Source organism: Stenotrophomonas sp. YJH_SMC_130, from assembly GCF_059369035.1.
The window spans coordinates 741,673-762,100 of the sequence record NZ_JCAFSH010000001.1 but is presented as its reverse complement, the minus strand read 5'-3'; the positions used below and the strand labels follow the sequence as shown (position 1 = coordinate 762,100).

Below are 20,428 nucleotides of genomic sequence, written 5' to 3'. Positions count from 1 at the left end.
CTCCGGCGTCAGTGGTATCGGCGATGGGGCGAAAGTTTCAGTGGTGGCTGTAGCTCAGTTGGTTAGAGTACCGGATTGTGATTCCGGTGGTCGGGGGTTCGAATCCCCTCAGCCACCCCACTGATTCAACCGCATCGGCGCAGCCGAAACGGTATTGCAATAAACAGAAAGCACGCTACAATGTGCGTCTGAGTTTCACGGGCCGTTAGCTCAGTTGGTAGAGCAGTTGACTCTTAATCAATAGGTCCAAGGTTCGAATCCTTGACGGCCCACCAAGACAGAAGCCACCTGGTACGCCAGGTGGCTTTTTTCTTATAGGTGTGACTCCCATCGCCCCGATGGGGCACGCGTTGCAAACCCGTTCGGCGCGGATCTGCAGCAGCAGCGGGACCGCAGTGCTGGTTTCAACCACGTTGAAAAAAGTGCTTGCACCCGCCGAGCGGATCGGGTCATAATTCGCGCCCCGATTTCGGGCTGTTAGCTCAGTTGGTAGAGCAGTTGACTCTTAATCAATAGGTCCAAGGTTCGAATCCTTGACAGCCCACCAGACGAAAGCCACTTGGTTCGCCAAGTGGCTTTTTTCTTGCCTGTTCGCTGAGGGGCATCTGCAGATGCCAGCGGTGCTGGCTGGAGTGGAGCCCCCTTGAGTCAAGGGGGCGCGGCGAAGCCGCGGGGATGTGGCGGCTGATGAAGTGGGGCCCGCGCTTTGCCGCGCAAAGCGTGGGGCTGCGGCGCGAATGCGCGGCAGCTTCCCACTTGGTTCGCCAAGTGGCTTTTTTCTTGCCTGTTCGCCGGGTGGCGTTTCATGCACGCATGGCGTGGATCTACTGAAGCGATGCTGAAATCAGGGGCATACGCGTCATCAGTGTTTTCAATGCTGTGCGCTGCTTCTCACCGCGCTGCGCCCTTCATCGCACCCAATGGATCTTCCGCGCCGAGGGCGCATGCATGTACGAAGGAAGATCCAGATGGCCGATATGAAACGACTGCACCGGAGGCTGTGGGTTTCATTTGCGTTGCTGGCGCTGGCGGCCTGCGCGCCGGAACGTGATCCGGCGCAGACCGTGGAGCGCGATGCAGGTACGGAGGCGGTTCCAGCGCGCCCGGTCGGTGACGCCATGCAGATGCAGCCGGCGCAGCCGGTGGAGGGTGAGGCTGCGCCGGAGGCGATGGGGTTGCGTCGCACCGACAAGGGTGGCGTGGACATCCGCAAGGTGGATGTGGCGGCCGGGCAGGGCGCTGACGCACCGGCGTCCCCTGCCGAGGCGAAGCACTGAGTCGCTGCCGTCCCGAACGGTCGCACGCCTTCGGGACGGCCTTTGGTGCGGGCAATGAGCACATGGCTGTCATGTTCAGTTTTGTGCAGGCCTTCCGCTTCCCGCCACCGCCTGCGACAATGAACACCTGCGCCGGCCACGCGAAAGTGGCGGAATTGGTAGACGCCCTGGATTTAGGTTCCAGTGCCGCAAGGCGTGGGGGTTCGAGTCCCCCCTTTCGCACCAGTGCCGGCCTGTCCCCGCCCTGATCGGGCCATCTGCGCCCCCTTGACCGGCACGCGCTGGCAGTGCAAGCCGAATTGGGCGAAACTAAAGGGCTGCGGCAAGCAGGCGCGTCCCAGACGTCGCGTCCTTACAACCGTTTCATCCCAATCATCGAGCCGGGGGCCTGGGCCACCGGTGGCAGGAGTCAACATGCAAGCTTCGATCGAATCCACCGGCAACCTGGAACGCCGCCTGAGCTTCTCGCTGCCGGAAGAGCGTCTGCAGAGCCACATCGCCGGCCGCCTCGGCGAAATCGCCCGTACCACCCGCATCAAGGGCTTCCGCCCGGGCAAGGTGCCGGCCAAGGTGATCGAGCAGCGCTTCGGCGCGCAGGTCCGTGGCGAGGCGCTGGACGGCCTGCTGCGCGAAACCTTCGATGCGGCCGTGCGCGAGCACGACCTGCGCATCGTCGGCAGCCCGCGCATCGACAAGGGCGACGAGGGTGAGTTCTCCTTCGTGGCCACCGTGGAAGTGGTGCCGGACTTCGGCGACATCGACGTCAGCAAGCTGACCGTCGTGCGCCATACCGCCGAGATCACCGACGCCGACATCGACCAGATGATCGAGAACCTGCAGAACCAGCGTCGTACCTGGGCCCCGGTCAGCCGTGGCGCGCAGGACGGTGACCTGGTCGCGGTGGAAACCTGGTCGCAGGCCGGCGAAGAGCGCCTGCCGGCCGAGGGCACCGAGAAGGGTTCGATCGTGCTCGGCCAGGGCATGATGTTCGAGACCATCGAGAAGGGCCTGGTCGGCCTGGCCAAGGGCGAAGAGAAGACCCTGGACGTCGAGTTCCCGGCTGACTGGCGCGTGCCGGTGCTGGCCGGCAAGACCGTGCAGGTCACCGTCAAGGTCACCGAGGTCTCCGAGCCGGTCGTGCCGGCGGTCGACGAAGCCTTCATCAAGAGCTTCGGCGTGAAGGGCGGCGATGTGGAGCAGTTCCGCAGCGACATCCGCGCCAACCTGGAGCGCGAGCTGAAGGGTGCGTTGATGAACCGCCTGCGCCGCGAAGTGGGCGAGCAGCTGATCGCGGCCTACTCGTCGGTGGAAATGCCGCCGCGCCTGGTCGAGAACGAAGCCCGCGCCATGCTGGCCCAGCAGGTCGAGCAGCTGCGCCGCAACGGCCAGAACGTCGGCGAGATCCCGGCCGATGCCCACGAAGGCTTCAAGGACGCTGCCGCCAAGCGCGTGCTGGTCGGCCTGCTGGTCGGTGAAGTGGCCCGCATCAACGACCTGCGCCTGGAAGCCAAGCGCCTGAATGAAACGATGCGTCTGATCGCTTCGACCTACGAAGAGCCGGAGCAGGTCATTGAGATGTACCGCAACGACCCCCAGTTGATGTCTGGCCTGCAGAACCGTGTGATGGAAGAGCAGGTGATCGACTGGATCGCCGAGCGTGCCCAGCACACCGAAGAGAAGCTGTCGTTCCAGGACGCGATCCGCCAGTAAGCCCGGGCGGATCACCGGATGCCCCGCGCCTTTGCCGGCGCGGGGTTGTTGCCCCCCAAGATAGGTACCTCACGTAATGGACAACCGAACCAAAGCCCTGAACCTGGTTCCGATGGTGGTCGAGCAGACCAGCCGCGGCGAGCGTGCCTACGACATCTATTCGCGCCTGTTGAAGGAGCGCCTGATCTTCCTCGTGGGCCCGATCGACGATCACATGGCCAACGTGGTGGTGGCGCAGTTGCTGTTCCTGGAATCGGAAAACCCGGAAAAGGACATCAACATCTACATCAACTCGCCGGGTGGCGTGGTCACCGCCGGCATGGCGATCTACGACACCATGCAGTACATCAAGCCGAATGTGAGCACCACCTGTATCGGCCAGGCCGCCTCGATGGGCGCCCTGCTGCTGGCCGCGGGCGAAGCCGGCAAGCGCTATGCGCTGCCGAACTCGCGCGTGATGATCCATCAGCCGCTGGGTGGCTACCAGGGCCAGGCCACCGACATCGACATCCACGCGCGCGAGATCCTGACCCTGCGTTCGCGCCTGAACGAGGTGCTGGCCAAGCACACCGGCCAGTCGCTGGAGACGATCGCCCGTGACACCGAGCGCGACAACTTCAAGAGCGCCTTCGAGGCGCAGGCCTACGGTCTGGTCGACCAGGTCCTGGAGCGTCGTCCGGATGAGTCGATCCAGGCCGGCTGACCGGCCTTCACGGGGCCAGGGAGGCCTCGTTCCTGCAGGGTCGGGTGGGACTGGTGTCCCCTCGGCCCTGTGCTATTCTCGAATCGAACCCCCGTTCAGCGGGTGGGGTAACTGGGTAAGCGAAGCATGAGCGAAGACCGCCAAGGTCGTTCCACGGACACCGGCAAGATCCTCTACTGCTCTTTCTGCGGCAAGAGCCAGCATGAAGTGCGCAAGCTGATTGCGGGTCCGAGCGTGTTCATCTGCGATGAGTGCGTGGAGCTGTGCAACGACATCATCCGTGAGGAACTTGAGGAAAAGGCGCAGTCGGCGCGCAGTTCGCTGCCCAAGCCGCGCGAGATCCTCGAGGTTCTCGACCAGTACGTGATCGGCCAGAACCGTGCCAAGCGCACGCTGGCAGTGGCCGTGTACAACCACTACAAGCGCATCGAGAGCCGGCAGAAGAACGACGACGTCGAACTGGCGAAGTCGAACATCCTGCTGGTCGGCCCGACCGGTTCGGGCAAGACGCTGCTGGCCGAGACCCTGGCCCGCCTGCTCAACGTGCCGTTCACCATGGCCGACGCCACCACGCTGACCGAAGCGGGTTACGTGGGCGAGGACGTGGAGAACATCATCCAGAAGCTGCTGCAGAAGTGCGACTACGACGTCGAGAAGGCGCAGCAGGGCATCGTCTACATCGATGAAATCGACAAGATCTCGCGCAAGAGCGAGAACCCGTCGATTACCCGCGATGTGTCCGGCGAAGGCGTGCAGCAGGCCCTGCTGAAGCTGATCGAAGGTACCGTGGCCAGCGTTCCGCCGCAGGGCGGCCGCAAGCACCCGCAGCAGGAATTCCTGCAGGTGGACACCAAGAACATCCTGTTCATCTGCGGCGGCGCGTTCGCCGGGCTGGACAAGGTGATCCAGGCGCGTTCCACCGACGTCGGCAGCATCGGCTTCGGTGCCAAGGTGAAGAGCAGCGAGCGCAAGCAGGAAGTGGGCAAGGTGCTGGCGGAAGTCGAGCCGGAAGACCTGATCAAGTTCGGCCTGATTCCCGAGTTCGTCGGCCGCCTGCCGGTGGTCGCGACCCTGGAGGAGCTGGACGAGCCGGCCCTGATCAAGATCCTGACCGAGCCGAAGAACGCCATCACCAAGCAGTTCAAGAAGCTGTTCGAGATGGAAAACGTGGAGCTGGAGTTCCGTCCGGACGCGTTGTCGGCCATCGCCAGGAAGGCGCTCAAGCGCAAGACTGGCGCCCGTGGCCTGCGCACCATCGTCGAATCGGTCCTGCTGGACACCATGTATGACCTGCCGTCGCAGGAGAACGTCAGCAAGGTGGTCGTGGACGAATCGGTGATCGAGCACAAGTCCGAGCCGTACCTGATCTACCAGACCCCGGCCGCCCCTGAACAGAAGGCCGCAGGCGCCGAGTGATCCTTCCAGGTTGTTGATTGGAAAGGATTTTAAAGGAATGCCTTGCATCTGAAAGCCGATGGCCCCATAACGGGGCCATCGGCTTTTTTTGTCTCCGGAAGATGCCCTCCCGGAGGCGGTTTTCCCCCTTCCCTGGAGCCCCCATGGCCCGTTCCCCAAGTGAAACCCTCGACCTGCCGGTCCTGCCGCTGCGCGACGTAGTGGTGTTCCCGCACATGGTCATCCCGCTGTTCGTCGGCCGTGACAAGTCCATGCACGCGCTCGAACAGGCAATGGAGGCGGACAAGCGCATCCTGCTGCTGGCGCAGAAGTCGGCCGAAACCGACGACCCGCATGCGGCCGACCTCTACCAGGTCGGTACGCTGGCGCAGGTGCTGCAACTGCTGAAGCTGCCCGACGGCACCATCAAGGTGCTGGTCGAAGGCCTGTCGCGCGTGCAGGTCACCCACGTCGACGAGCGCAACGGCTCGCTGCATGGGCAGGCGGTGGAAATCGACGCCACCGACGAGCGCGAAGCGCGCGAGGTCGAGGCGATTGCCCGCTCGCTGATGTCGCTGTTCGAGCAGTACGTGAAGACCAACCGCAAGCTGCCGCCGGAACTGCTGCAGACGCTGTCGGGCATCGATGAGCCGGCGCGCCTGGCCGACACCATCGCCGCGCACATCAGCGTGCGCCTGGCCGACAAGCAGCGCCTGCTGGAAACGCTGGCCGTCGGCGATCGCCTGGAGATGCTGGTCGGCCTGGTCGATGGCGAGATCGACGTGCAGCAGATGGAAAAGCGCATCCGCGGCCGCGTGAAGTCGCAGATGGAGAAGAGCCAGCGCGAGTACTACCTCAACGAACAGATGAAGGCCATCCAGAAGGAACTGGGTGACCTGGACGACGCGCCGGGCGAGCTGGAAGAGCTGGCCCGCAAGATCGCCGAAGCCGGCATGCCGAAGGCCGTTGAAGCCAAGGCACGCAACGAACTGAACAAGCTCAAGCAGATGTCGCCGATGTCGGCCGAAGCCGCGGTCGTGCGCAACTACCTGGAGTGGCTGCTGGGCGTGCCGTGGAAGAAGCGCAGCAAGGTGCGCAAGGACCTGAAGGTCGCGCAGGATACGCTCGATGCCGACCACTACGGCCTGGAGAAGGTCAAGGAGCGCATTCTTGAATACCTGGCGGTGCAGTCGCGCGTGAAGCAGATGAAGGGCCCGATCCTGTGCCTGGTCGGGCCGCCGGGCGTGGGCAAGACCTCGCTGGGCCAGTCGATTGCCAAGGCCACCAACCGCAAGTTCGTGCGCATGTCGCTGGGCGGCGTGCGCGACGAGGCCGAAATCCGTGGCCACCGCCGTACCTACGTCGGTTCCATGCCGGGCCGCATCGTGCAGAACCTCAACAAGGTCGGCAGCAAGAACCCGCTGTTCGTGCTCGACGAGATCGACAAGATGTCGATGGACTTCCGTGGCGATCCGTCTTCGGCGCTGCTGGAAGTGCTCGATCCGGAGCAGAACAACGCATTCAACGACCACTACCTGGAAGTGGACCTGGACCTGTCCGAAGTGATGTTCGTGGCCACCTCGAACTCGCTCAACATTCCCGGCCCGCTGCTGGACCGCATGGAAGTGATCCGCATCCCCGGCTACACCGAGGACGAGAAGCTCAACATTGCCACCCGCTACCTGGTGCCGAAGCAGGTCAAGGCCAACGGCCTGCAGCCGGAAGAACTGGAAATCGGCAGTGACGCCATCCAGGACATCGTGCGCTACTACACGCGCGAATCGGGCGTGCGCAACCTGGAACGCGAGATCGCCAAGATCTGCCGCAAGGTGGTGAAGGAGATCGCGCTGGCCGGCCCGCAGCCGGTGAAGGCGAAGAAGGGTGCGAAGAAGCCCAAGGCGCTGGTCAATGTGTCCAGCAAGAACCTGGACAAGTACCTGGGCGTGCGTCGCTTCGACTTCGGCCGTGCCGAGGAAGAGAATGAAATCGGCCTGGTCACCGGCCTGGCCTGGACCGAAGTCGGTGGCGACCTGCTGCAGATCGAATCGACCCTGGTGCCGGGCAAGGGCCAGCTGATCCTGACCGGCCAGCTCGGCAACGTGATGAAGGAATCGGCGTCGGCCGCGCTGTCGGTGGTGCGTTCGCGCGCCGTGGGCTTTGGCATCGACAGCGACTTCCTGCAGAAGCACGACGTGCACCTGCACGTGCCCGATGGCGCCACGCCGAAGGATGGTCCGAGTGCCGGCGCGGCGATGGTCACCTCGCTGGTGTCGATGCTGACCAGGGTGCCGGTGCGCGCCGACGTGGCGATGACCGGCGAGATCACCCTGCGTGGTCGCGTCACTGCCATCGGTGGCCTGAAGGAGAAGCTGCTGGCCGCACTGCGTGGCGGCATCCGCACGGTCATCATCCCGGAAGAGAACCGCAAGGACCTGGCCGACATCCCGGCCAACGTCACCCGCGATCTGAAGATCGTGCCGGTGAAGTACATCGAAGAAGTCCTGGACCTGGCGCTGGAGCGTCCGTTGGCACCGAAGAAGGCGCGCAAGAGTGCGCAGCGTGTCACGGTGCGCAGCAAGGCCAAACCGAGTGGAAACGCGCGCGTCAAGCATTGACGCGCGCTGTCCAATGGCCCGAAACCCGCGTCGTTGCTGGCTTTCCAGCTTGCGTGGGGGTAGGGCCACTGGTATAAAAGCAGCACTCGCGAATGAGTGGTCGCAGTCTGGTGATCGCTGGATTCGGCGAACCGTTTCCACATGGCGGCCGCGTGCAGATGGCGTGCGGTTGCTTCCCTGTCGAATAAGCGGAACCCACCGCCAAAGGAGTTGTAGAGAATGAACAAGACCGAATTGATCGATGCCGTTGCTGAAGCTGCCGACCTGACCAAGGCAGAGTCCAGCCGCGCTGTCGATGCCGTCGTTGCTGCCATCACCAAGGCGCTGAAGGACGGCGATGCGGTCACCCTGGTTGGCTTCGGTACCTTCCAGGTCCGCGACCGTGCTGCCCGCACCGGCCGCAACCCGAAGACCGGCGACACCATCAAGATCGCTGCTTCGAAGAATCCGTCGTTCAAGGCTGGCAAGGCCCTGAAGGATGCTGTAAACTAAGCGGCTCGCTGGGGTGCTTAGCTCAGCGGTAGAGCGTCTCCTTTACACGGAGAGGGTCGGGGGTTCGAAACCCTCAGCACCCACCACAGCACCGCGGTAAAAGTTTGAGTGTGGAGCGGTAGTTCAGCTGGTTAGAATGCTGGCCTGTCACGCCGGAGGTCGCGGGTTCGAGTCCCGTCCGCTCCGCCATTCAACGAGGCCTCCGGCCAAAAGCTGGAGGCTTTGTTTTCTCCCCGGTCCAGGCCGGCTGAAAGCAAAAAGGTAACAACGCGGAGCGGTAGTTCAGCTGGTTAGAATGCTGGCCTGTCACGCCGGAGGTCGCGGGTTCGAGTCCCGTCCGCTCCGCCATTACATCCAGGCCCCCGGTTCAAGGCTGGGGGCCTTGTCTTCTCACCGAGAGGTACGGGAGGAAGGCGAAAAAGTCTTTGCAAGAACGGAGCGGTAGTTCAGCTGGTTAGAATGCTGGCCTGTCACGCCGGAGGTCGCGGGTTCGAGTCCCGTCCGCTCCGCCATTGCAGACTTCTTAAGTCCCTGTGAAAAAACTTTGAAAAAAGTGTTCATCGGGCTGGGTTTCCAGAGAGTCTTCGGATATACTGGGCGCCTGCAAAGTTCAAGCGCGGAGCGGTAGTTCAGCTGGTTAGAATGCTGGCCTGTCACGCCGGAGGTCGCGGGTTCGAGTCCCGTCCGCTCCGCCAACTCTAAAAGCCCTCGGCGCAAGCCGGGGGCTTTTTCTTTGCGCCAGGATGTGGAGTTGGCCGATGCACTGATGGTGCCTGCCTGCGCAAGTGGGCGCAGGCCGCGTCGGTGCTGCTTTTGGTCCCTGCGGCGAAGCGGGTTACACTGCCGGGCTCGCCAATCAGGCCTTGTGATTCCTCACCATGCTGCAGAAACTCCGCGACAAGACCTCAGGCTGGATCGTCACCGTGATCCTGGGGCTGCTGATGATTCCGTTCCTGTTCGTGATCGACAACAGCTACCTCGGTGGCGTTGGCGCACAGAACGTGGCCAAGGTTTCCGCGCCGCCAACCTGGTGGCGTTCGGCGCCGTCGTGGTGGCCGGTGCGCATGCTGTGGCAGCACCATGAGATCAGCTCGCAGGATTTCCGCACGCGTTTCGAGCAGGAGCGCATGCGTGAGCGCCAGCAGCAGGGCGACAACTTCGACCCGCGCGCGTTCGAGAGCACCGAGAACAAGATGGCCGTGCTCGATCAGCTGATCGACGAACAGGTCGTGCGTCTGGTCGGTGAACAGGCGGGCGTGGTGATCGGCGACGGCGCGGTGCGCGAGTACATCGCGACCATGCCGGCGTTCCTCGATTCGAACGGCAAGTTCAACGAGAACAACTACCGCCTGGCATTGGCCGGTGGCAATCCGCCGCGTACCCCGACCCAGTTCCAGGAACTGGTGCGTGAGAGCCTGCAGCAGTCGGTGATCCCATCGGGCCTGCAGAGCTCCGGCTTCGTCACCCAGGCCGAGACCGAGCGCCTGTTGAAGCTGCTGGGCGAAACCCGCGACGTCGAGCTGGCCGCGTTGCCGCCCGTACCGGCCGATACCGCGCCGGTCACCGATGATCAGATCAAGAAGTGGTACGACAGCCACGGCAAGGATTTCCGCCAGGCCGAGAGCGTGTCGCTGGAGTACGTCGAGATCAACGGTGCGAACCTGCCGGCACCGACCCCGGCCGATGAAGCGACCCTGCGCAAGCGCTATGAAGAGGAAAAGGCAAAGTTCACCTCGCCGGAGCAGCGCCAGGCCTCGCACATCCTGATCACCGGTGACGGCGCCGAAGCCAAGGCGAACAAGATCGCTGCCGAAGCCAAGGCGGCCGGTGCCGACTTCGCTGCGCTGGCCAAGGCCAATTCGGAAGATCCGGGCTCCAAGGACCAGGGCGGTGACCTGGGTTGGGTCGAGCGCGGTGCGATGGTCAAGCCGTTCGAGGACGCGCTGTTTGCGGCCAAGGCCGGTGACGTGATCGGCCCGGTGAAGACTGAGTTCGGTTACCACATCATCAAGGTGGCCGCTGTGCGCGGTGGCCAGGGCAAGTCGTTCGAGGAAGTGCGTGACACGCTGGCTGCCGAGCAGCTGAAGGCCGACGGCGAGCGCGGCTTCAACGAACTGGCCGGTCGCCTGGTCGATGCCATCAACAAGAGCCCGAGCGACCTGGCCGCTGCGGCCAAGGAAGTGAACCTGCCGCTGCAGACCCTGGGCCCGATCACCCGCGCGACCGCCAGCGGCATCGCCGCTGACCCGGCCGTGCTGCGTGCCGCCTTCTCCGACGTGCTGGTGCAGGACGGTACCGCCAGTGACCCGATCGCCCTGGGCGGCGCGACCAACCACAGCGTGGTCATCCGTGTGGCTGCACACACCCCGGAACAGGCCCTGCCGCTGGACAAGGCCCGCGAACAGGTGATCGCTGCGATCCGTGCTGATCGCCAGCGCCAGGCCAGCGACAAGGCGGCCGAGGCCATCCTGGCCAAGCTGAAGGCGGGCGCCACCCTGCAGTCGCTGGCTGCCAGCGAGAAGCTGCAGCTGAGCCCGATGCCGGGCCTGCCGCGCAGCCAGCCGGTGCCGACCCCGGAAATCAACCGCGCGATCTTCAGCGCGCCGGTGCCGGCCGAAGGCAAGCCGAGCTATGGCAAGGTCGACGTCAACGGCCACGCGCTGCTGTTCGCGGTGAACAAGGTCAATCCGGGCGACATCAAGGAAGTGACTGCAGAGCAGCAGAAGCAGCTGAAGGAACAGCTGAGCCAGATCGACGGCATGGCCGCGGCCAAGGCCTACATCGAGGCGATGCGCAAGAAGTTCATGATCCAGACCACCGAAGCGAACCTGTAAGCCTCGCGGCGAGCAGATCGAAGAAGGCCCGGCATTGCCGGGCCTTTTTTTGTGCGGGCGCTGCTGGAAATTGAATTGTAGAGCCGAGCCCATGCTCGGCTGGTCATGAACCCCGACAAGTCGCAGGCAAGAAAAAAGCCGAGCAGGGGCTCGGCTCTACAGGAGGGCCTGGCCTGCGCGTCAGTCTTCGACGCGCAGCACCGCACCCGGCTTCAGCACGCTGCTGCCGCTCAGGCCGTTCAGCGAAAGAAGCGCCTTGACCGGCATGCCATAGCGGCGGGCGATGGTCCAGGCCGATTCACCATCACGCACGGTGTGGCGACGGCTGCGCGGACGATCGGCGATCGCGGCCACGGTCTTGGCGACCTGCGGCGCTGGCGAGGCGGCGGCAACAGGTACGCTACTGGCCACCAGTGCGGTGGCGGTGTCCGCCACGGTCGCGTTGGCGGCCGAGACCGGCGCCAGCACGCGGGTGGTGCCGGACGAGACGCGTCCACCGCCCGCCAGGGCGGGGTTGAGACGGACGATCCTGGCCGGGTCCAGGGCGCGCTGTGCGGCCCACTGCTGGACGCTGGTGCCGGCGGGCAGGGTGTGGTCCTTCAGTACGGGCACGGTGCGGTCCAGCGAGGCCATGACCCCTGGCTGGTCTTCCACGTCTTCCAGTACGCAGGCCAGGGCATGCAGCTTCTCGACGTAGGCATGGGTGACCGGCGACAGGCCGGGCAGCGCCGAGGGCTTGGCGTTCTGCGCGTTCATGCCGGCCTTTCGCATGGATTGCAGCACGCGGTACTCGCCGGCGTTGTAGGCCATGGTGGCCAGGCGCCAGTCACCGCCGAACATGCCGTGCAGGGTCTTCAGGTAGCGCACTGCGGCCTGGGTGGAATCGACCGCCGACAGGCGGCCGTCGTAGCCGTTGGCCATGGGCACGCGGTGATTGCGCGCTGTGGTGGCGATGAACTGCCATAGGCCGGTTGGGCCGCTGCCGTTGCGGGCATTGGGCCGGTAGCCGCTTTCCACGAAGGGAATCAGTGCGAACTCGGTGGGCAGGTTGGCCTTGCGCAGCTCTTCGACCACATAGCCGAACAGCACCAGTGCATCGTCATCCTGGTTGGCCAGGCGCGACGGGGCGTGGGCGAACTGCTTCTGCCAGCGCGGGCTGGTGGCCTCGGCATTGCAGGTGGGCTCGGCCAGGCCATCGCGGAAGCTGGAGAAGATTTCCTGGCCGTTGCGGACCGACGCGGCCGGCAACGCGGCCGGATCCAGCGGCAGGGCGGCGGCGGCGGTCAGGTTCTGGCCGATGCCAGCGCCCAGCGACTGGGCGCCGGCGGTTCCGGCCAGCCCCAGGACCAGGCCCAGGGCCAGCGGCAGACTTCGGCGCATCATGCGCGGAAGCCGTCTTTCCAGTGCCGGAGACCGGCCATCACGTCGACGTCGTCAACGACGTCACGGCCCAGGTGTGCCGACACCGACGCGCGGATCGGCGCAGTGTGCACACGCAGGAACGGATTGCAGTCGAATTCGCTGGCCAGGGTTACCGGCAGGGTGGAACGGTCATCGCGGCGCATGGCCAAAGCCTCCTCTTGGCGCTGCCGCAAGGCAGCGTTGGCGGGGTCGACATGCCGCGCGAAGACGGCATTTGACACGGTGTACTCATGAGCGCAACAAAGCAGCAGTTGCGCGGGCAAGGTACCCAGCTTGCGCATCGATGCCAGCAGCTGGGACGGCGTACCTTCGAACAGGCGTCCACAGCCCAGGCTGAACAACGAATCTCCGCTGAAAAGATGTTCAGCAGTGTGAAACGCGATGTGGCTGCGGGTATGCCCGGGCACGGATAGTACGTGGAACGCCCGGCCCAGTGCCTGAACGCGTTCACCTTCGCCGACCCGTTCGGTTGCCGTGGGGATGCGCTCCTCGACGGGTGCGATCACCCGGACTCCGGGAAAGCGTGCCTGCAGCACGGGCACGCCACCGATGTGGTCATCGTGATGATGGGTGAGCAGGATCGTGTCCACGCGCAGGCCCTGATCGGCGAGCGCAAGCACCGGCGCGGCATCGCCGGGATCGACGACCACGGCGGCGCCGTCGTCGTCGATCAAGGTCCAGATGTAGTTGTCCGCAAATGCGGGCAGGGCAGTCAGTCGCATAGAATTGGACCATGCCCGCGCTGCAGAGCACCCGTCAAGCGAGCCAGACCCCGTGGTTCGACAGCGAACCGGCGGAAGCCCTGCGCGTTCTGGAGCGGCAACTGCTGCTGCCGCAGCTGTCGTTGCTGCCGGTGCAGCCCTGGCTGTGGATCGCGCCGAGTGCCGCATGGCTGGACGATGCGCAGCTTGGCGGGCGCGGCCTGCGCCTGTACCGGCAGGGGCACGGCTATGCCGGCGACACCCGCTGTGCGTTGCCGCTGCCGCTGGCCAATGAAAGCGTCAATGCGGTCGTGCTGCAGCATGTCACCGCAGCCGACGCTGATCGGTTGCTCGATGAGTGCGAGCGCGTGCTGATGCCGGGCGGCCACCTGTGGCTGAGCAGCCTCAACCCGTTCAGCCCTTACCGCACGCACTGGCGCCAGCATGGGCTGGTGGTGCGCACGCCGCAGCGGATCCGCCTGCTGCTCGGCCGCCACGGGCTGGAGTGCGACGATATGCGTTTCCTCGGCCCGCTCTGGCGCGGCGCCGGCAGCCGTCGCGCGGGCGGTTGGTCGCCACTGCGCGCAGCCTGCCTGTTCCATGCTGAAAAACGAACGCTGGCCCTGCCCGGGCCGAAACCGTTGCCGGTGCGTTGGCACGGCACCGTTGCTACCTGATCTGGAGTTGTATTGAAAACCATTGAAATCCACACCGACGGTTCCTGCCTTGGCAATCCCGGCCCCGGCGGCTGGGCTGCGCTGCTGCGCTACAAGGGCCACGAGCGTGAACTGAGCGGCGGCGAAGCGCACACCACCAACAACCGGATGGAGCTGATGGCGGCCATTTCCGGCCTGGAAACGCTGACCGAGCCGTGCAACATCGTGCTCTATACCGATTCGCAGTATGTGCGGCAGGGCCTGACCCAATGGATGCCCGGCTGGATCCGCAAGAACTGGAAGACCGCCGGCGGTGACCCGGTGAAGAACCGCGAGCTGTGGGAGCGCCTGCATGCGGCCACGCTGCGGCACCAGATCGACTGGCGCTGGGTGAAGGGCCACTCCGGCGATCCGGACAATGAGCGGGTGGATACCCTGGCGCGCAACGCGGCCATCCAGATCCGCGACGCCAGCCCGGTAAACTGAGCCCATGCGTCAGATCATCCTCGATACCGAAACCACCGGCCTGGAGTGGAAGAAGGGCAACCGCATCGTCGAAATCGGCTGCGTGGAGCTGTTCAAGCGCCGCCCGACCGGCAACAACTACCACCAGTACATCAAGCCGGACTGCGAGTTCGAACAGGGCGCGCAGGAAGTCACCGGCCTGACCCTGGAGTTCCTGGCTGACAAGCCGGACTTCGCGCAGATCGCCGATGAATTCCTGGCCTTCATCGATGGCGCCGAGCTGATCATCCACAACGCGGCGTTCGACCTGGGCTTCCTCGACAACGAGCTGTCGTTGCTGGGCCCGCAGTATGGAAAGATCACCGATCGCTGCACGGTGATCGATACCCTGGTGATGGCGCGCGAGCGCTTCCCGGGCCAGCGCAATTCGCTGGATGCGCTGTGCAAGCGCCTGGGCGTGGACAATTCGCACCGTGCGCTGCATGGCGGCCTGCTCGACGCGCAGATCCTGGGTGACGTCTATATCGCGCTGACCTCGGGCCAGGAAGAGATCGGCTTCGGCCTGGGCGACGATGACGGCGGTGGCGCCGGTGCCGCGCTGCAGGCCTTCGACACCAGCAAGCTGCTGCCGCGCCCGCGCGTGCTGGCCACGCCGTCGGAGCTGGAAGCGCATGCCGCGCGACTGGAGCGGCTGCGCAAGAAGGCCGGCCACGCATTGTGGGATGGGCCGAAGGTGGAAGAGCCCGCCAGCGCATAAACATCCACGCATGGCGTAGATCTACTGTAGAGCCGAGCCCATGCTCGGCTCATGCACCAGGTTCAGTGGCAGCGCACCAGGATGACGCTGATGTTGTCGCGGCCACCGCCGTCGAGCGCGGCGGCGACCAGCGTGTCCACGCATTCCTGTGCGCTTGCATCCTCGAAGGCGAGGGTGCGGGCGATGCCGCGGTCGTCCACTTCCTCGGTCAGGCCGTCACTGCACAGCAGCAGCTGCATGCCGGGGCGCAGCTCGCCGCTGGTGGTGGCCACGTTCAGATGTGCCGGATCGGTGACGCCCAGCGCCTGGGTGACCACGTTGCGATGTGGATGCGCGCGTGCCTGTTCGGCCGTCAGGTTGCCCTGCGCGACCAGTTCCTGCACCACGCTGTGATCCTGGCTGAGCTGTGCCAGCTGGCCGTCACGCCAGAGGTAGGCACGGCTGTCGCCGACCCATGCCACTTCATAGCGATTGCCCTGCACGCGTGCGGCGACCACGGTGGTACCCATCGGCAGGGTGTCGTTGCGCCGCCGCGAGGCGCGGATGATCTCTTCGTCGGCGGTGCGGATGGCCTGGGCCAGCGGCGCGCCACGGCGGATCTCGCGCACGATGGTTTCGCGGGCCAGCGCGCTGGCCACCTCGCCGCAGGCGTGGCCGCCCATGCCATCGGCCACCAGCCACAGGGCCAGCTCGCTGTCACCGTAGTAGGTGTCTTCGTTGAGCTCGCGGCGCAGGCCGGGGTGGGTGAGGTGTCCGAATTCGATCATGGTGTGCGGGGGCGGGGTATTGCTGGGGAGATAGGCATCATCGGGGGGCTGCAGGCATCCGGCAAGGCATGCACTCAGGAAATTTTCACTTCGTTGACCGGAATGACTTGTCGCCGGCCTCGCTTCCTCGTATGATGCGCGTCCCCGGTCCGCCGGGGACCACCCGGAGAGGTGGCAGAGTGGTTGAATGTACCTGACTCGAAATCAGGCAGGCGTTTATAGCGCCTCGGGGGTTCGAATCCCCCCCTCTCCGCCAGATAAAGAAAAAGGGCTGCCGAGAGGCAGCCCTTTTTCTTTATCTGGCGCGGGACGCGACGCGCTCTGCGCGTCGCCCCACACGTTGCTGTGCAACGCGTGGGCCCCTCCCTTTGCCGGCCTCTCCCCGCCCCTGTCGGGGCAGCCCCTCAACAGAAGGGCTTGGTCCTCCAGATGCATCATGGGAGATCCGCGCGGTGCGTGGATGCTGTTCCTGCTGGCAGGCTCATCCACGCATGGCGTGGATCTACCCGGGATATCCGTGCGGACGCTGCGGGTTACCATGTACGCATCACCTGCTGGAGCTTTTCCCGATGACCGCTGAAATCCTCGTCCCCGTTTCCTTCGGCGAGCTGCTGGACAAGATCTCGATCCTGCAGATCAAGTCCGAGCGCATCAGCGACGAGGGCAAGCTGGCCAATGTGCGCAGGGAGCTGTCGGCGCTGGAGAAGACCTGGATGGCACACCCGGCGGCGGTGAAGGACATCGCCAAGCTGCGTGCCGAGTTGAAGGCCGTCAACGAACAGCTGTGGGACATCGAGGACGACATCCGCCTGAAGGAGAAGGCGCAGGCGTTCGACCAGGGCTTCATCGACCTGGCGCGCAGCGTCTACCTGCGCAACGACGAACGCGCGCGCATCAAGAAGGCGATCAACCTGGCGCTGGGTTCGGCGTACGTGGAAGAGAAGTCCTACCAGGATTACGCGCAGCGCGCGTAATCCCACGCCGCTCGCCGCTCGCCGCTCACCCCAGGTGGTCGGCGACGTAGCGTTCGAAGGCGGCGATGCCGTCTTCCACGGTGATCAGTTCCATCACATCGTCGAACTCGATCTTGGTGCCCCACTTCAGATCGGCGGCCTGCTTGGCCAGGTACTTGCGTGCCGCATCGTCGTAGCGGTCCACGCAGTAGCGGCGGTCCGAGTACGGGCCACTGCGGTTCGGGTTGCTGGCCGCATGCAGTCCCAGCACCTTGGTGCCCATTGCGTTGGCGATGTGCATCGGGCCCGAGTCCGGGGTCATCACCAGGTTGGCGCGGGCCAGCAGGGCGGGCAGCTGCTTGAGCGTGTCCTTGCCGACCAGGTCCAGTGCCGGCGTCTGCAGCTGCGCCTGGATCGCATCGGCCATGTGGCGCTCCAGTTCGCTGCGGCCACCGCACAGCACCACCCGCCAACCGCGCTGGACGGCATGGTTGGCCACCGCGGCGTAGCGGTCGGCGTACCAGTTGCGGCGCACGTGGCTGGAGCAGGGCGAGATCATCAGCACCGGGCGGCCATCGTCCTGCCACTGCGCGGCGGCCCACTCGAAGGCGGAGGGCGGCACGGCCAGATCCCAGCTGACTTCGGTCTGGCGCAGGCCCAGCGGCTCGCAGAAGCTGCCGATGGCATCCAGCACGTGGATGCCGGGGCGATCGGGAATACGCTCGTTGATGAAGAGCCCGTGCAGGTCCTTGGAGCGGCTGCGGTCGTATCCGATGCGGCGCTCGGCCGGAATGAAGGCCGACAGCAGGTTGGCGCGGAACGCGACCTGCATCTGCAACAGCGCTTCAAAGCGCCCCGGTGGCAGTTGCCTGCGCAGTTCCTTGACCCCGGCCATGCCGCTCTTCTTGTCGTAGGCATGGAAGGTGACGCCGGGCAGGCCGTCAAGCAGCTTGTGGCCAACCTTGTCGATGATCCAGTGGATCGGCGTGTCCGGGCGCGCAGCCTGCAGGGTGCGCACCAGGGGCACCACGTGGGTGACGTCGCCGAGTGCGGACAGGCGCAGGAGGCACAAGGAGGAGGACGCTGATGCCATGTGTTGTTAGACTCAATGAAATGGTCGCATTCGACGCCAATGAAGCGCTGACGCCATGCCGCGAGGGTCGCGGCATCGGGGCCATTCTGTTCGACCGCGAGCGGCTGCGGCAAGCCGATATTGGCCTGTTCTCGCCCCAGCACTGGGGCAGCAAGGCCCGCCCGGTGGGCGAGGGCGGCCGCGGCAGCGCCTGGTTCGTCGATGCGCCGTTCGGTGCCAGCGTGCTGCGCCACTATCTGCGCGGCGGCATGGCGGCCCGGATCAGCCTCGACCAATACCTCTGGCGCGGCTCGGACCGGACCCGCAGCTTCGCCGAATTCCGCTTGATGCGCGCGCTGCGCGAGAAGAAGTTGCCGGTGCCACGGCCGATCGCCGCGTTCTACATGCGCGAGGGCCTGCGCTACCGGGCCGCGATCCTGATGGAACGGATCGAGGGCGTGCGCTCGCTGGCCGACCGCGCACTGGTTGCGGGCCGGGGCGCGCCCTGGGAGGAGACCGGGCGGCTGATCGCCCGTTTCCACCGTGCCGGCCTGGACCATGCCGACCTCAACGCGCACAACATCCTGTTCGATGGCAGTGGTCATGGCTGGCTGATCGATTTCGACCGTGGGGTGATCCGCATCCCTGCCACCGGCTGGCGCGAACGCAACCTCAAGCGGTTGCTGCGCTCGCTGATCAAGCTGCGCGGCGAGCGCAGCGTGGAAGATGTGCAGAAGGACTACGCACGGCTGCGCCGTGCCTATGACATGGCCTGGAACCGGGGCACCTGATGGACTGGTCGTTGCGTTTCCTCGGCGTCGGCAATGCGTCGGCGGTCGAGCTGGGATCGCCGATGTCGGTGATCGAGCGCGGTGGTCGCCCGTGGCTGACCATCGATTGCGGCGGTGAAGGCCTCACCGCGTTCAAGGCGCACTACGGGCACATGCCGCAGGCGCTGTTCGTCACCCATGTGCACCTGGACCATGTGGCCGGCTTCGAGCGCCTGTTCGTGGACACTTTCTTCAATGCGCACCGGCGCGGCAAGGTGCGCCTGTACGTGCCTGCCACGGTGGTGCCGCTGCTGCACAAGCGCATTGCTGACTATCCGAACGTGCTGGCTGAGGGCGGTGCGAATTTCTGGGATGCCTTCCACCTGATCGTGGTGGGCGAGGCGTTCTGGCATGAGGGGGTGCGCCTGGAGGTGTTTCCGGTGCGCCATCACTGGCCGGAGACGGCCTATGGCCTGCGCCTGCAGGGCGCGCTGACCTGGAGCGGCGATACCCGGCCGATTCCGGAGATGCTGGCGCGCTACGCCGACGACAACGAACTGATCGCCCACGACTGCGGCCTGCACGGCAACCCGTCACACACGGGCGTGGACGACCTGGAGCGTGAGTACAGCATCGAACTGCAGGCGCGGATGATGCTCTACCACTACGCCAGCGTGGCCGATGGCCAGGCGCTGGCCGCGCGCGGGCACCGCGTGGCGCAGCCGGGGCAGTGCGTGCCGCTGGCCGACCCGACTGCGCCGCACGTGCTGGTGCAGGATCCGCCGTGAGCAGGACCGGCCAGCCCGCCGATGCGGCGCTGGCCGCCGAACTGGAGGCGCTGGAGCGCGCGCTGTAGTAGCGCGGGGCCATGCCCGGCGAGGGGCGCCAACCAAGGGTGGCATCTACCAGAGGCGAGGGCGTCGCCGAAAAAGGCGGTGGCCCCGCCGGCTGGCCTCGGCGCCCGCGTCGATCGATACCGTTGCTGCCTTCCGGCCCTGGCGGGGTTTTCGACCTAGCGTCGCGAGGGGCCGACGGGGCCACCATAGAGACGTTGGCCGCCCGGTGGGCGGCCAGTTCACGGATCAGGGGAAGCAGCGCGCGATGCGCCGGAGACCACAGCCGGACCGCACATCGGCTGACCGATGGCAGACCCTCATTCTAGCGCAGGCCGGGCCATCGACGCCAGCGTCACGCACTGAACCGGCTGTAACCCGTTCCTGGCCACGGCGGCCGGGCGTGGCCCCCGTTGCTAGAATGCCGGCCAGGAGGAACGACCTCCCCCACATCGGGAATCAAAGACCAGGACGGCCTGGCCCTACCAAGAGGAGGGCCGTCATGGCCTGGATCTATCTATTGTTTGCCGGCCTGCTGGAAATCGTCTGGGCCGTATCCATGAAGCAGTCCGAAGGCTTCACCCGGCTCACCCCCACCGTGGTCACGATCATCGGCATGATCGCCAGCTTCTGGCTGCTGGCGGTGGCCATGCGCAGCCTGCCGCTGGGCACCGCCTATACGATCTGGACCGGCATCGGCGCGGTCGGCGCGTTCGTGGTCGGCATCGTATTCCTGGGTGAGCAGGTCAGCCCGATGCGGATCGGTGCAGCGGTGCTGATTGTTTCCGGCCTGGTGCTGATGAAACTCTCCAGTAGCTGAATTTATTTACTCATGGCGGGCACGGATTCCCCGCCACATACAACGATATGCATTTTCGGCAAAACCATTATGCCGGCCCCTTTTATTTGACGTGCGTCATGAAAATGGCGCGCGTGATTCACATGCCGCTGGCACCGCCGGTCGCACAGTGCCGCCATTCGTCGGGCGAAATCGGGGAGTTTTCGC

At 65.2% G+C, this 20,428-nt stretch carries 18 protein-coding genes, 10 tRNA genes and 1 other RNA gene; 24 read left to right on the top strand and 5 right to left on the bottom strand.

Going from position 1 to position 20,428, the window contains the following annotated elements; genetic code table 11:
• Window positions 1-43: 43 nt before the first annotated feature.
• From AC5P5V_RS03640 to AC5P5V_RS03565, 16 genes are all read left to right on the top strand, one after another.
• Window positions 44-120: transfer RNA gene (locus AC5P5V_RS03640), tRNA-His, on the top strand.
• A gap of 79 nt (window positions 121-199) precedes the next feature.
• Window positions 200-275: transfer RNA gene (locus AC5P5V_RS03635), tRNA-Lys, on the top strand.
• A gap of 196 nt (window positions 276-471) precedes the next feature.
• Window positions 472-547, top strand: a tRNA-Lys gene (locus AC5P5V_RS03630).
• A gap of 421 nt (window positions 548-968) precedes the next feature.
• Window positions 969-1,277, top strand: a complete 309-nt coding sequence (locus AC5P5V_RS03625) for a hypothetical protein (protein ID WP_061479949.1) — start codon at window positions 969-971, stop codon at window positions 1,275-1,277.
• Window positions 1,278-1,417: 140 nt separating this feature from the next.
• Window positions 1,418-1,502: transfer RNA gene (locus AC5P5V_RS03620), tRNA-Leu, on the top strand.
• 189 nt (window positions 1,503-1,691) lie between these two features.
• On the top strand, window positions 1,692-2,987 hold the full coding sequence (gene tig / locus AC5P5V_RS03615; RefSeq protein WP_134968738.1) for a trigger factor: 1,296 nt from the start codon (window positions 1,692-1,694) through the stop codon (window positions 2,985-2,987).
• Between the two features lie 76 nt (window positions 2,988-3,063).
• Complete coding sequence (clpP, locus tag AC5P5V_RS03610; RefSeq protein WP_004146318.1) at window positions 3,064-3,690, top strand: ATP-dependent Clp endopeptidase proteolytic subunit ClpP; 627 nt, start codon at window positions 3,064-3,066, stop codon at window positions 3,688-3,690.
• Between the two features lie 126 nt (window positions 3,691-3,816).
• On the top strand, window positions 3,817-5,106 hold the full coding sequence (gene clpX / locus AC5P5V_RS03605) for an ATP-dependent Clp protease ATP-binding subunit ClpX (RefSeq protein ID WP_004154600.1): 1,290 nt from the start codon (window positions 3,817-3,819) through the stop codon (window positions 5,104-5,106).
• Between the two features lie 143 nt (window positions 5,107-5,249).
• Complete coding sequence (lon, locus tag AC5P5V_RS03600) at window positions 5,250-7,700, top strand: endopeptidase La (protein WP_061479951.1); 2,451 nt, start codon at window positions 5,250-5,252, stop codon at window positions 7,698-7,700.
• A gap of 219 nt (window positions 7,701-7,919) precedes the next feature.
• On the top strand, window positions 7,920-8,192 hold the full coding sequence (locus tag AC5P5V_RS03595) for an HU family DNA-binding protein (protein ID WP_005408270.1): 273 nt from the start codon (window positions 7,920-7,922) through the stop codon (window positions 8,190-8,192).
• Between the two features lie 11 nt (window positions 8,193-8,203).
• Window positions 8,204-8,278 (top strand) — tRNA-Val (locus tag AC5P5V_RS03590).
• A gap of 26 nt (window positions 8,279-8,304) precedes the next feature.
• Window positions 8,305-8,381: transfer RNA gene (locus AC5P5V_RS03585), tRNA-Asp, on the top strand.
• A gap of 82 nt (window positions 8,382-8,463) precedes the next feature.
• Window positions 8,464-8,540, top strand: a tRNA-Asp gene (locus AC5P5V_RS03580).
• 87 nt (window positions 8,541-8,627) lie between these two features.
• A tRNA-Asp gene (locus tag AC5P5V_RS03575) sits at window positions 8,628-8,704 on the top strand.
• Between the two features lie 106 nt (window positions 8,705-8,810).
• Window positions 8,811-8,887, top strand: a tRNA-Asp gene (locus AC5P5V_RS03570).
• 183 nt (window positions 8,888-9,070) lie between these two features.
• Entirely contained in the window at window positions 9,071-11,026 is a 1,956-nt protein-coding gene (locus tag AC5P5V_RS03565) for a peptidyl-prolyl cis-trans isomerase (protein WP_134968737.1), read from the top strand.
• 180 nt (window positions 11,027-11,206) lie between these two features.
• Here AC5P5V_RS03565 and AC5P5V_RS03560 read toward each other — a convergent pair whose 3' ends face one another.
• Window positions 11,207-12,409: a lytic transglycosylase domain-containing protein gene (locus AC5P5V_RS03560; protein WP_231352569.1), complete on the bottom strand. Its 1,203-nt coding sequence runs from the start codon at window positions 12,407-12,409 to the stop codon at window positions 11,207-11,209.
• Window positions 12,406-13,170, bottom strand: a complete 765-nt coding sequence (gene gloB, locus AC5P5V_RS03555) for a hydroxyacylglutathione hydrolase (RefSeq protein WP_134969285.1) — start codon at window positions 13,168-13,170, stop codon at window positions 12,406-12,408. The genes AC5P5V_RS03560 and gloB overlap by 4 nt, the downstream gene beginning before the upstream one ends.
• A gap of 11 nt (window positions 13,171-13,181) precedes the next feature.
• On the opposite strand from gloB, the gene AC5P5V_RS03550 reads away from it, so the two are divergent.
• The 3 genes from AC5P5V_RS03550 to dnaQ are packed head-to-tail and all read left to right on the top strand — an operon-like array spanning window position 13,182 to window position 15,027.
• Window positions 13,182-13,826, top strand: a complete 645-nt coding sequence (locus AC5P5V_RS03550) for a methyltransferase domain-containing protein (protein ID WP_061479955.1) — start codon at window positions 13,182-13,184, stop codon at window positions 13,824-13,826.
• A 12-nt stretch (window positions 13,827-13,838) separates the two neighbouring features.
• Window positions 13,839-14,291, top strand: coding sequence for a ribonuclease HI (rnhA, locus tag AC5P5V_RS03545; RefSeq protein ID WP_005408275.1), 453 nt, complete (start codon window positions 13,839-13,841; stop codon window positions 14,289-14,291).
• 4 nt (window positions 14,292-14,295) lie between these two features.
• Window positions 14,296-15,027, top strand: a complete 732-nt coding sequence (gene dnaQ, locus AC5P5V_RS03540) for a DNA polymerase III subunit epsilon (RefSeq protein ID WP_134969286.1) — start codon at window positions 14,296-14,298, stop codon at window positions 15,025-15,027.
• 62 nt (window positions 15,028-15,089) lie between these two features.
• Here dnaQ and AC5P5V_RS03535 read toward each other — a convergent pair whose 3' ends face one another.
• Window positions 15,090-15,794: a PP2C family protein-serine/threonine phosphatase gene (locus AC5P5V_RS03535; RefSeq protein WP_014036153.1), complete on the bottom strand. Its 705-nt coding sequence runs from the start codon at window positions 15,792-15,794 to the stop codon at window positions 15,090-15,092.
• 165 nt (window positions 15,795-15,959) lie between these two features.
• On the opposite strand from AC5P5V_RS03535, the gene AC5P5V_RS03530 reads away from it, so the two are divergent.
• Together AC5P5V_RS03530 and AC5P5V_RS03525 are read left to right on the top strand one after the other, a co-directional pair.
• Window positions 15,960-16,050: transfer RNA gene (locus AC5P5V_RS03530), tRNA-Ser, on the top strand.
• A 313-nt stretch (window positions 16,051-16,363) separates the two neighbouring features.
• Window positions 16,364-16,768, top strand: a complete 405-nt coding sequence (locus tag AC5P5V_RS03525) for a DUF6165 family protein (protein ID WP_049466382.1) — start codon at window positions 16,364-16,366, stop codon at window positions 16,766-16,768.
• 25 nt (window positions 16,769-16,793) lie between these two features.
• Here AC5P5V_RS03525 and AC5P5V_RS03520 read toward each other — a convergent pair whose 3' ends face one another.
• Window positions 16,794-17,840, bottom strand: a complete 1,047-nt coding sequence (locus AC5P5V_RS03520; protein ID WP_134969287.1) for a glycosyltransferase family 9 protein — start codon at window positions 17,838-17,840, stop codon at window positions 16,794-16,796.
• A gap of 20 nt (window positions 17,841-17,860) precedes the next feature.
• Between AC5P5V_RS03520 and AC5P5V_RS03515 the strand changes: the two genes are divergently transcribed.
• Window positions 17,861-18,610: a 3-deoxy-D-manno-octulosonic acid kinase gene (locus AC5P5V_RS03515; RefSeq protein ID WP_061479959.1), complete on the top strand. Its 750-nt coding sequence runs from the start codon at window positions 17,861-17,863 to the stop codon at window positions 18,608-18,610.
• Window positions 18,610-19,377: an MBL fold metallo-hydrolase gene (locus AC5P5V_RS03510; RefSeq protein ID WP_180869537.1), complete on the top strand. Its 768-nt coding sequence runs from the start codon at window positions 18,610-18,612 to the stop codon at window positions 19,375-19,377. The genes AC5P5V_RS03515 and AC5P5V_RS03510 overlap by 1 nt, the downstream gene beginning before the upstream one ends.
• 156 nt (window positions 19,378-19,533) lie before the next feature.
• On the opposite strand, the gene ffs is transcribed toward AC5P5V_RS03510, so the two are convergent.
• Window positions 19,534-19,624, bottom strand: an RNA gene (gene ffs / locus AC5P5V_RS03505) — signal recognition particle sRNA small type.
• 300 nt (window positions 19,625-19,924) lie between these two features.
• Here ffs and AC5P5V_RS03500 point away from each other — a divergent pair.
• Window positions 19,925-20,242: a DMT family transporter gene (locus AC5P5V_RS03500; RefSeq protein ID WP_005415486.1), complete on the top strand. Its 318-nt coding sequence runs from the start codon at window positions 19,925-19,927 to the stop codon at window positions 20,240-20,242.
• The last annotated feature ends 186 nt before the right edge of the window (window positions 20,243-20,428 follow it).

Excerpts from the sequence above, each read along its gene's own strand:
- AC5P5V_RS03625 (WP_061479949.1), top strand. The coding sequence starts at position 969 with ATGGCCGATATGAAACGACTGCACCGGAGGCTGTGGGTTTCATTTGCG.
- tig (WP_134968738.1), top strand. The coding sequence starts at position 1,692 with ATGCAAGCTTCGATCGAATCCACCGGCAACCTGGAACGCCGCCTGAGC.
- clpP (WP_004146318.1), top strand. The coding sequence starts at position 3,064 with ATGGACAACCGAACCAAAGCCCTGAACCTGGTTCCGATGGTGGTCGAG.
- clpX (WP_004154600.1), top strand. The coding sequence starts at position 3,817 with ATGAGCGAAGACCGCCAAGGTCGTTCCACGGACACCGGCAAGATCCTC.
- lon (WP_061479951.1), top strand. The coding sequence starts at position 5,250 with ATGGCCCGTTCCCCAAGTGAAACCCTCGACCTGCCGGTCCTGCCGCTG.
- AC5P5V_RS03595 (WP_005408270.1), top strand. The coding sequence starts at position 7,920 with ATGAACAAGACCGAATTGATCGATGCCGTTGCTGAAGCTGCCGACCTG.
- AC5P5V_RS03565 (WP_134968737.1), top strand. The coding sequence starts at position 9,071 with ATGCTGCAGAAACTCCGCGACAAGACCTCAGGCTGGATCGTCACCGTG.
- AC5P5V_RS03560 (WP_231352569.1), bottom strand. The coding sequence starts at position 12,409 with ATGATGCGCCGAAGTCTGCCGCTGGCCCTGGGCCTGGTCCTGGGGCTG.
- gloB (WP_134969285.1), bottom strand. The coding sequence starts at position 13,170 with ATGCGACTGACTGCCCTGCCCGCATTTGCGGACAACTACATCTGGACC.
- AC5P5V_RS03550 (WP_061479955.1), top strand. The coding sequence starts at position 13,182 with ATGCCCGCGCTGCAGAGCACCCGTCAAGCGAGCCAGACCCCGTGGTTC.
- dnaQ (WP_134969286.1), top strand. The coding sequence starts at position 14,296 with ATGCGTCAGATCATCCTCGATACCGAAACCACCGGCCTGGAGTGGAAG.
- AC5P5V_RS03535 (WP_014036153.1), bottom strand. The coding sequence starts at position 15,794 with ATGATCGAATTCGGACACCTCACCCACCCCGGCCTGCGCCGCGAGCTC.
- AC5P5V_RS03525 (WP_049466382.1), top strand. The coding sequence starts at position 16,364 with ATGACCGCTGAAATCCTCGTCCCCGTTTCCTTCGGCGAGCTGCTGGAC.
- AC5P5V_RS03520 (WP_134969287.1), bottom strand. The coding sequence starts at position 17,840 with ATGGCATCAGCGTCCTCCTCCTTGTGCCTCCTGCGCCTGTCCGCACTC.
- AC5P5V_RS03515 (WP_061479959.1), top strand. The coding sequence starts at position 17,861 with ATGGTCGCATTCGACGCCAATGAAGCGCTGACGCCATGCCGCGAGGGT.
- AC5P5V_RS03510 (WP_180869537.1), top strand. The coding sequence starts at position 18,610 with ATGGACTGGTCGTTGCGTTTCCTCGGCGTCGGCAATGCGTCGGCGGTC.
- AC5P5V_RS03500 (WP_005415486.1), top strand. The coding sequence starts at position 19,925 with ATGGCCTGGATCTATCTATTGTTTGCCGGCCTGCTGGAAATCGTCTGG.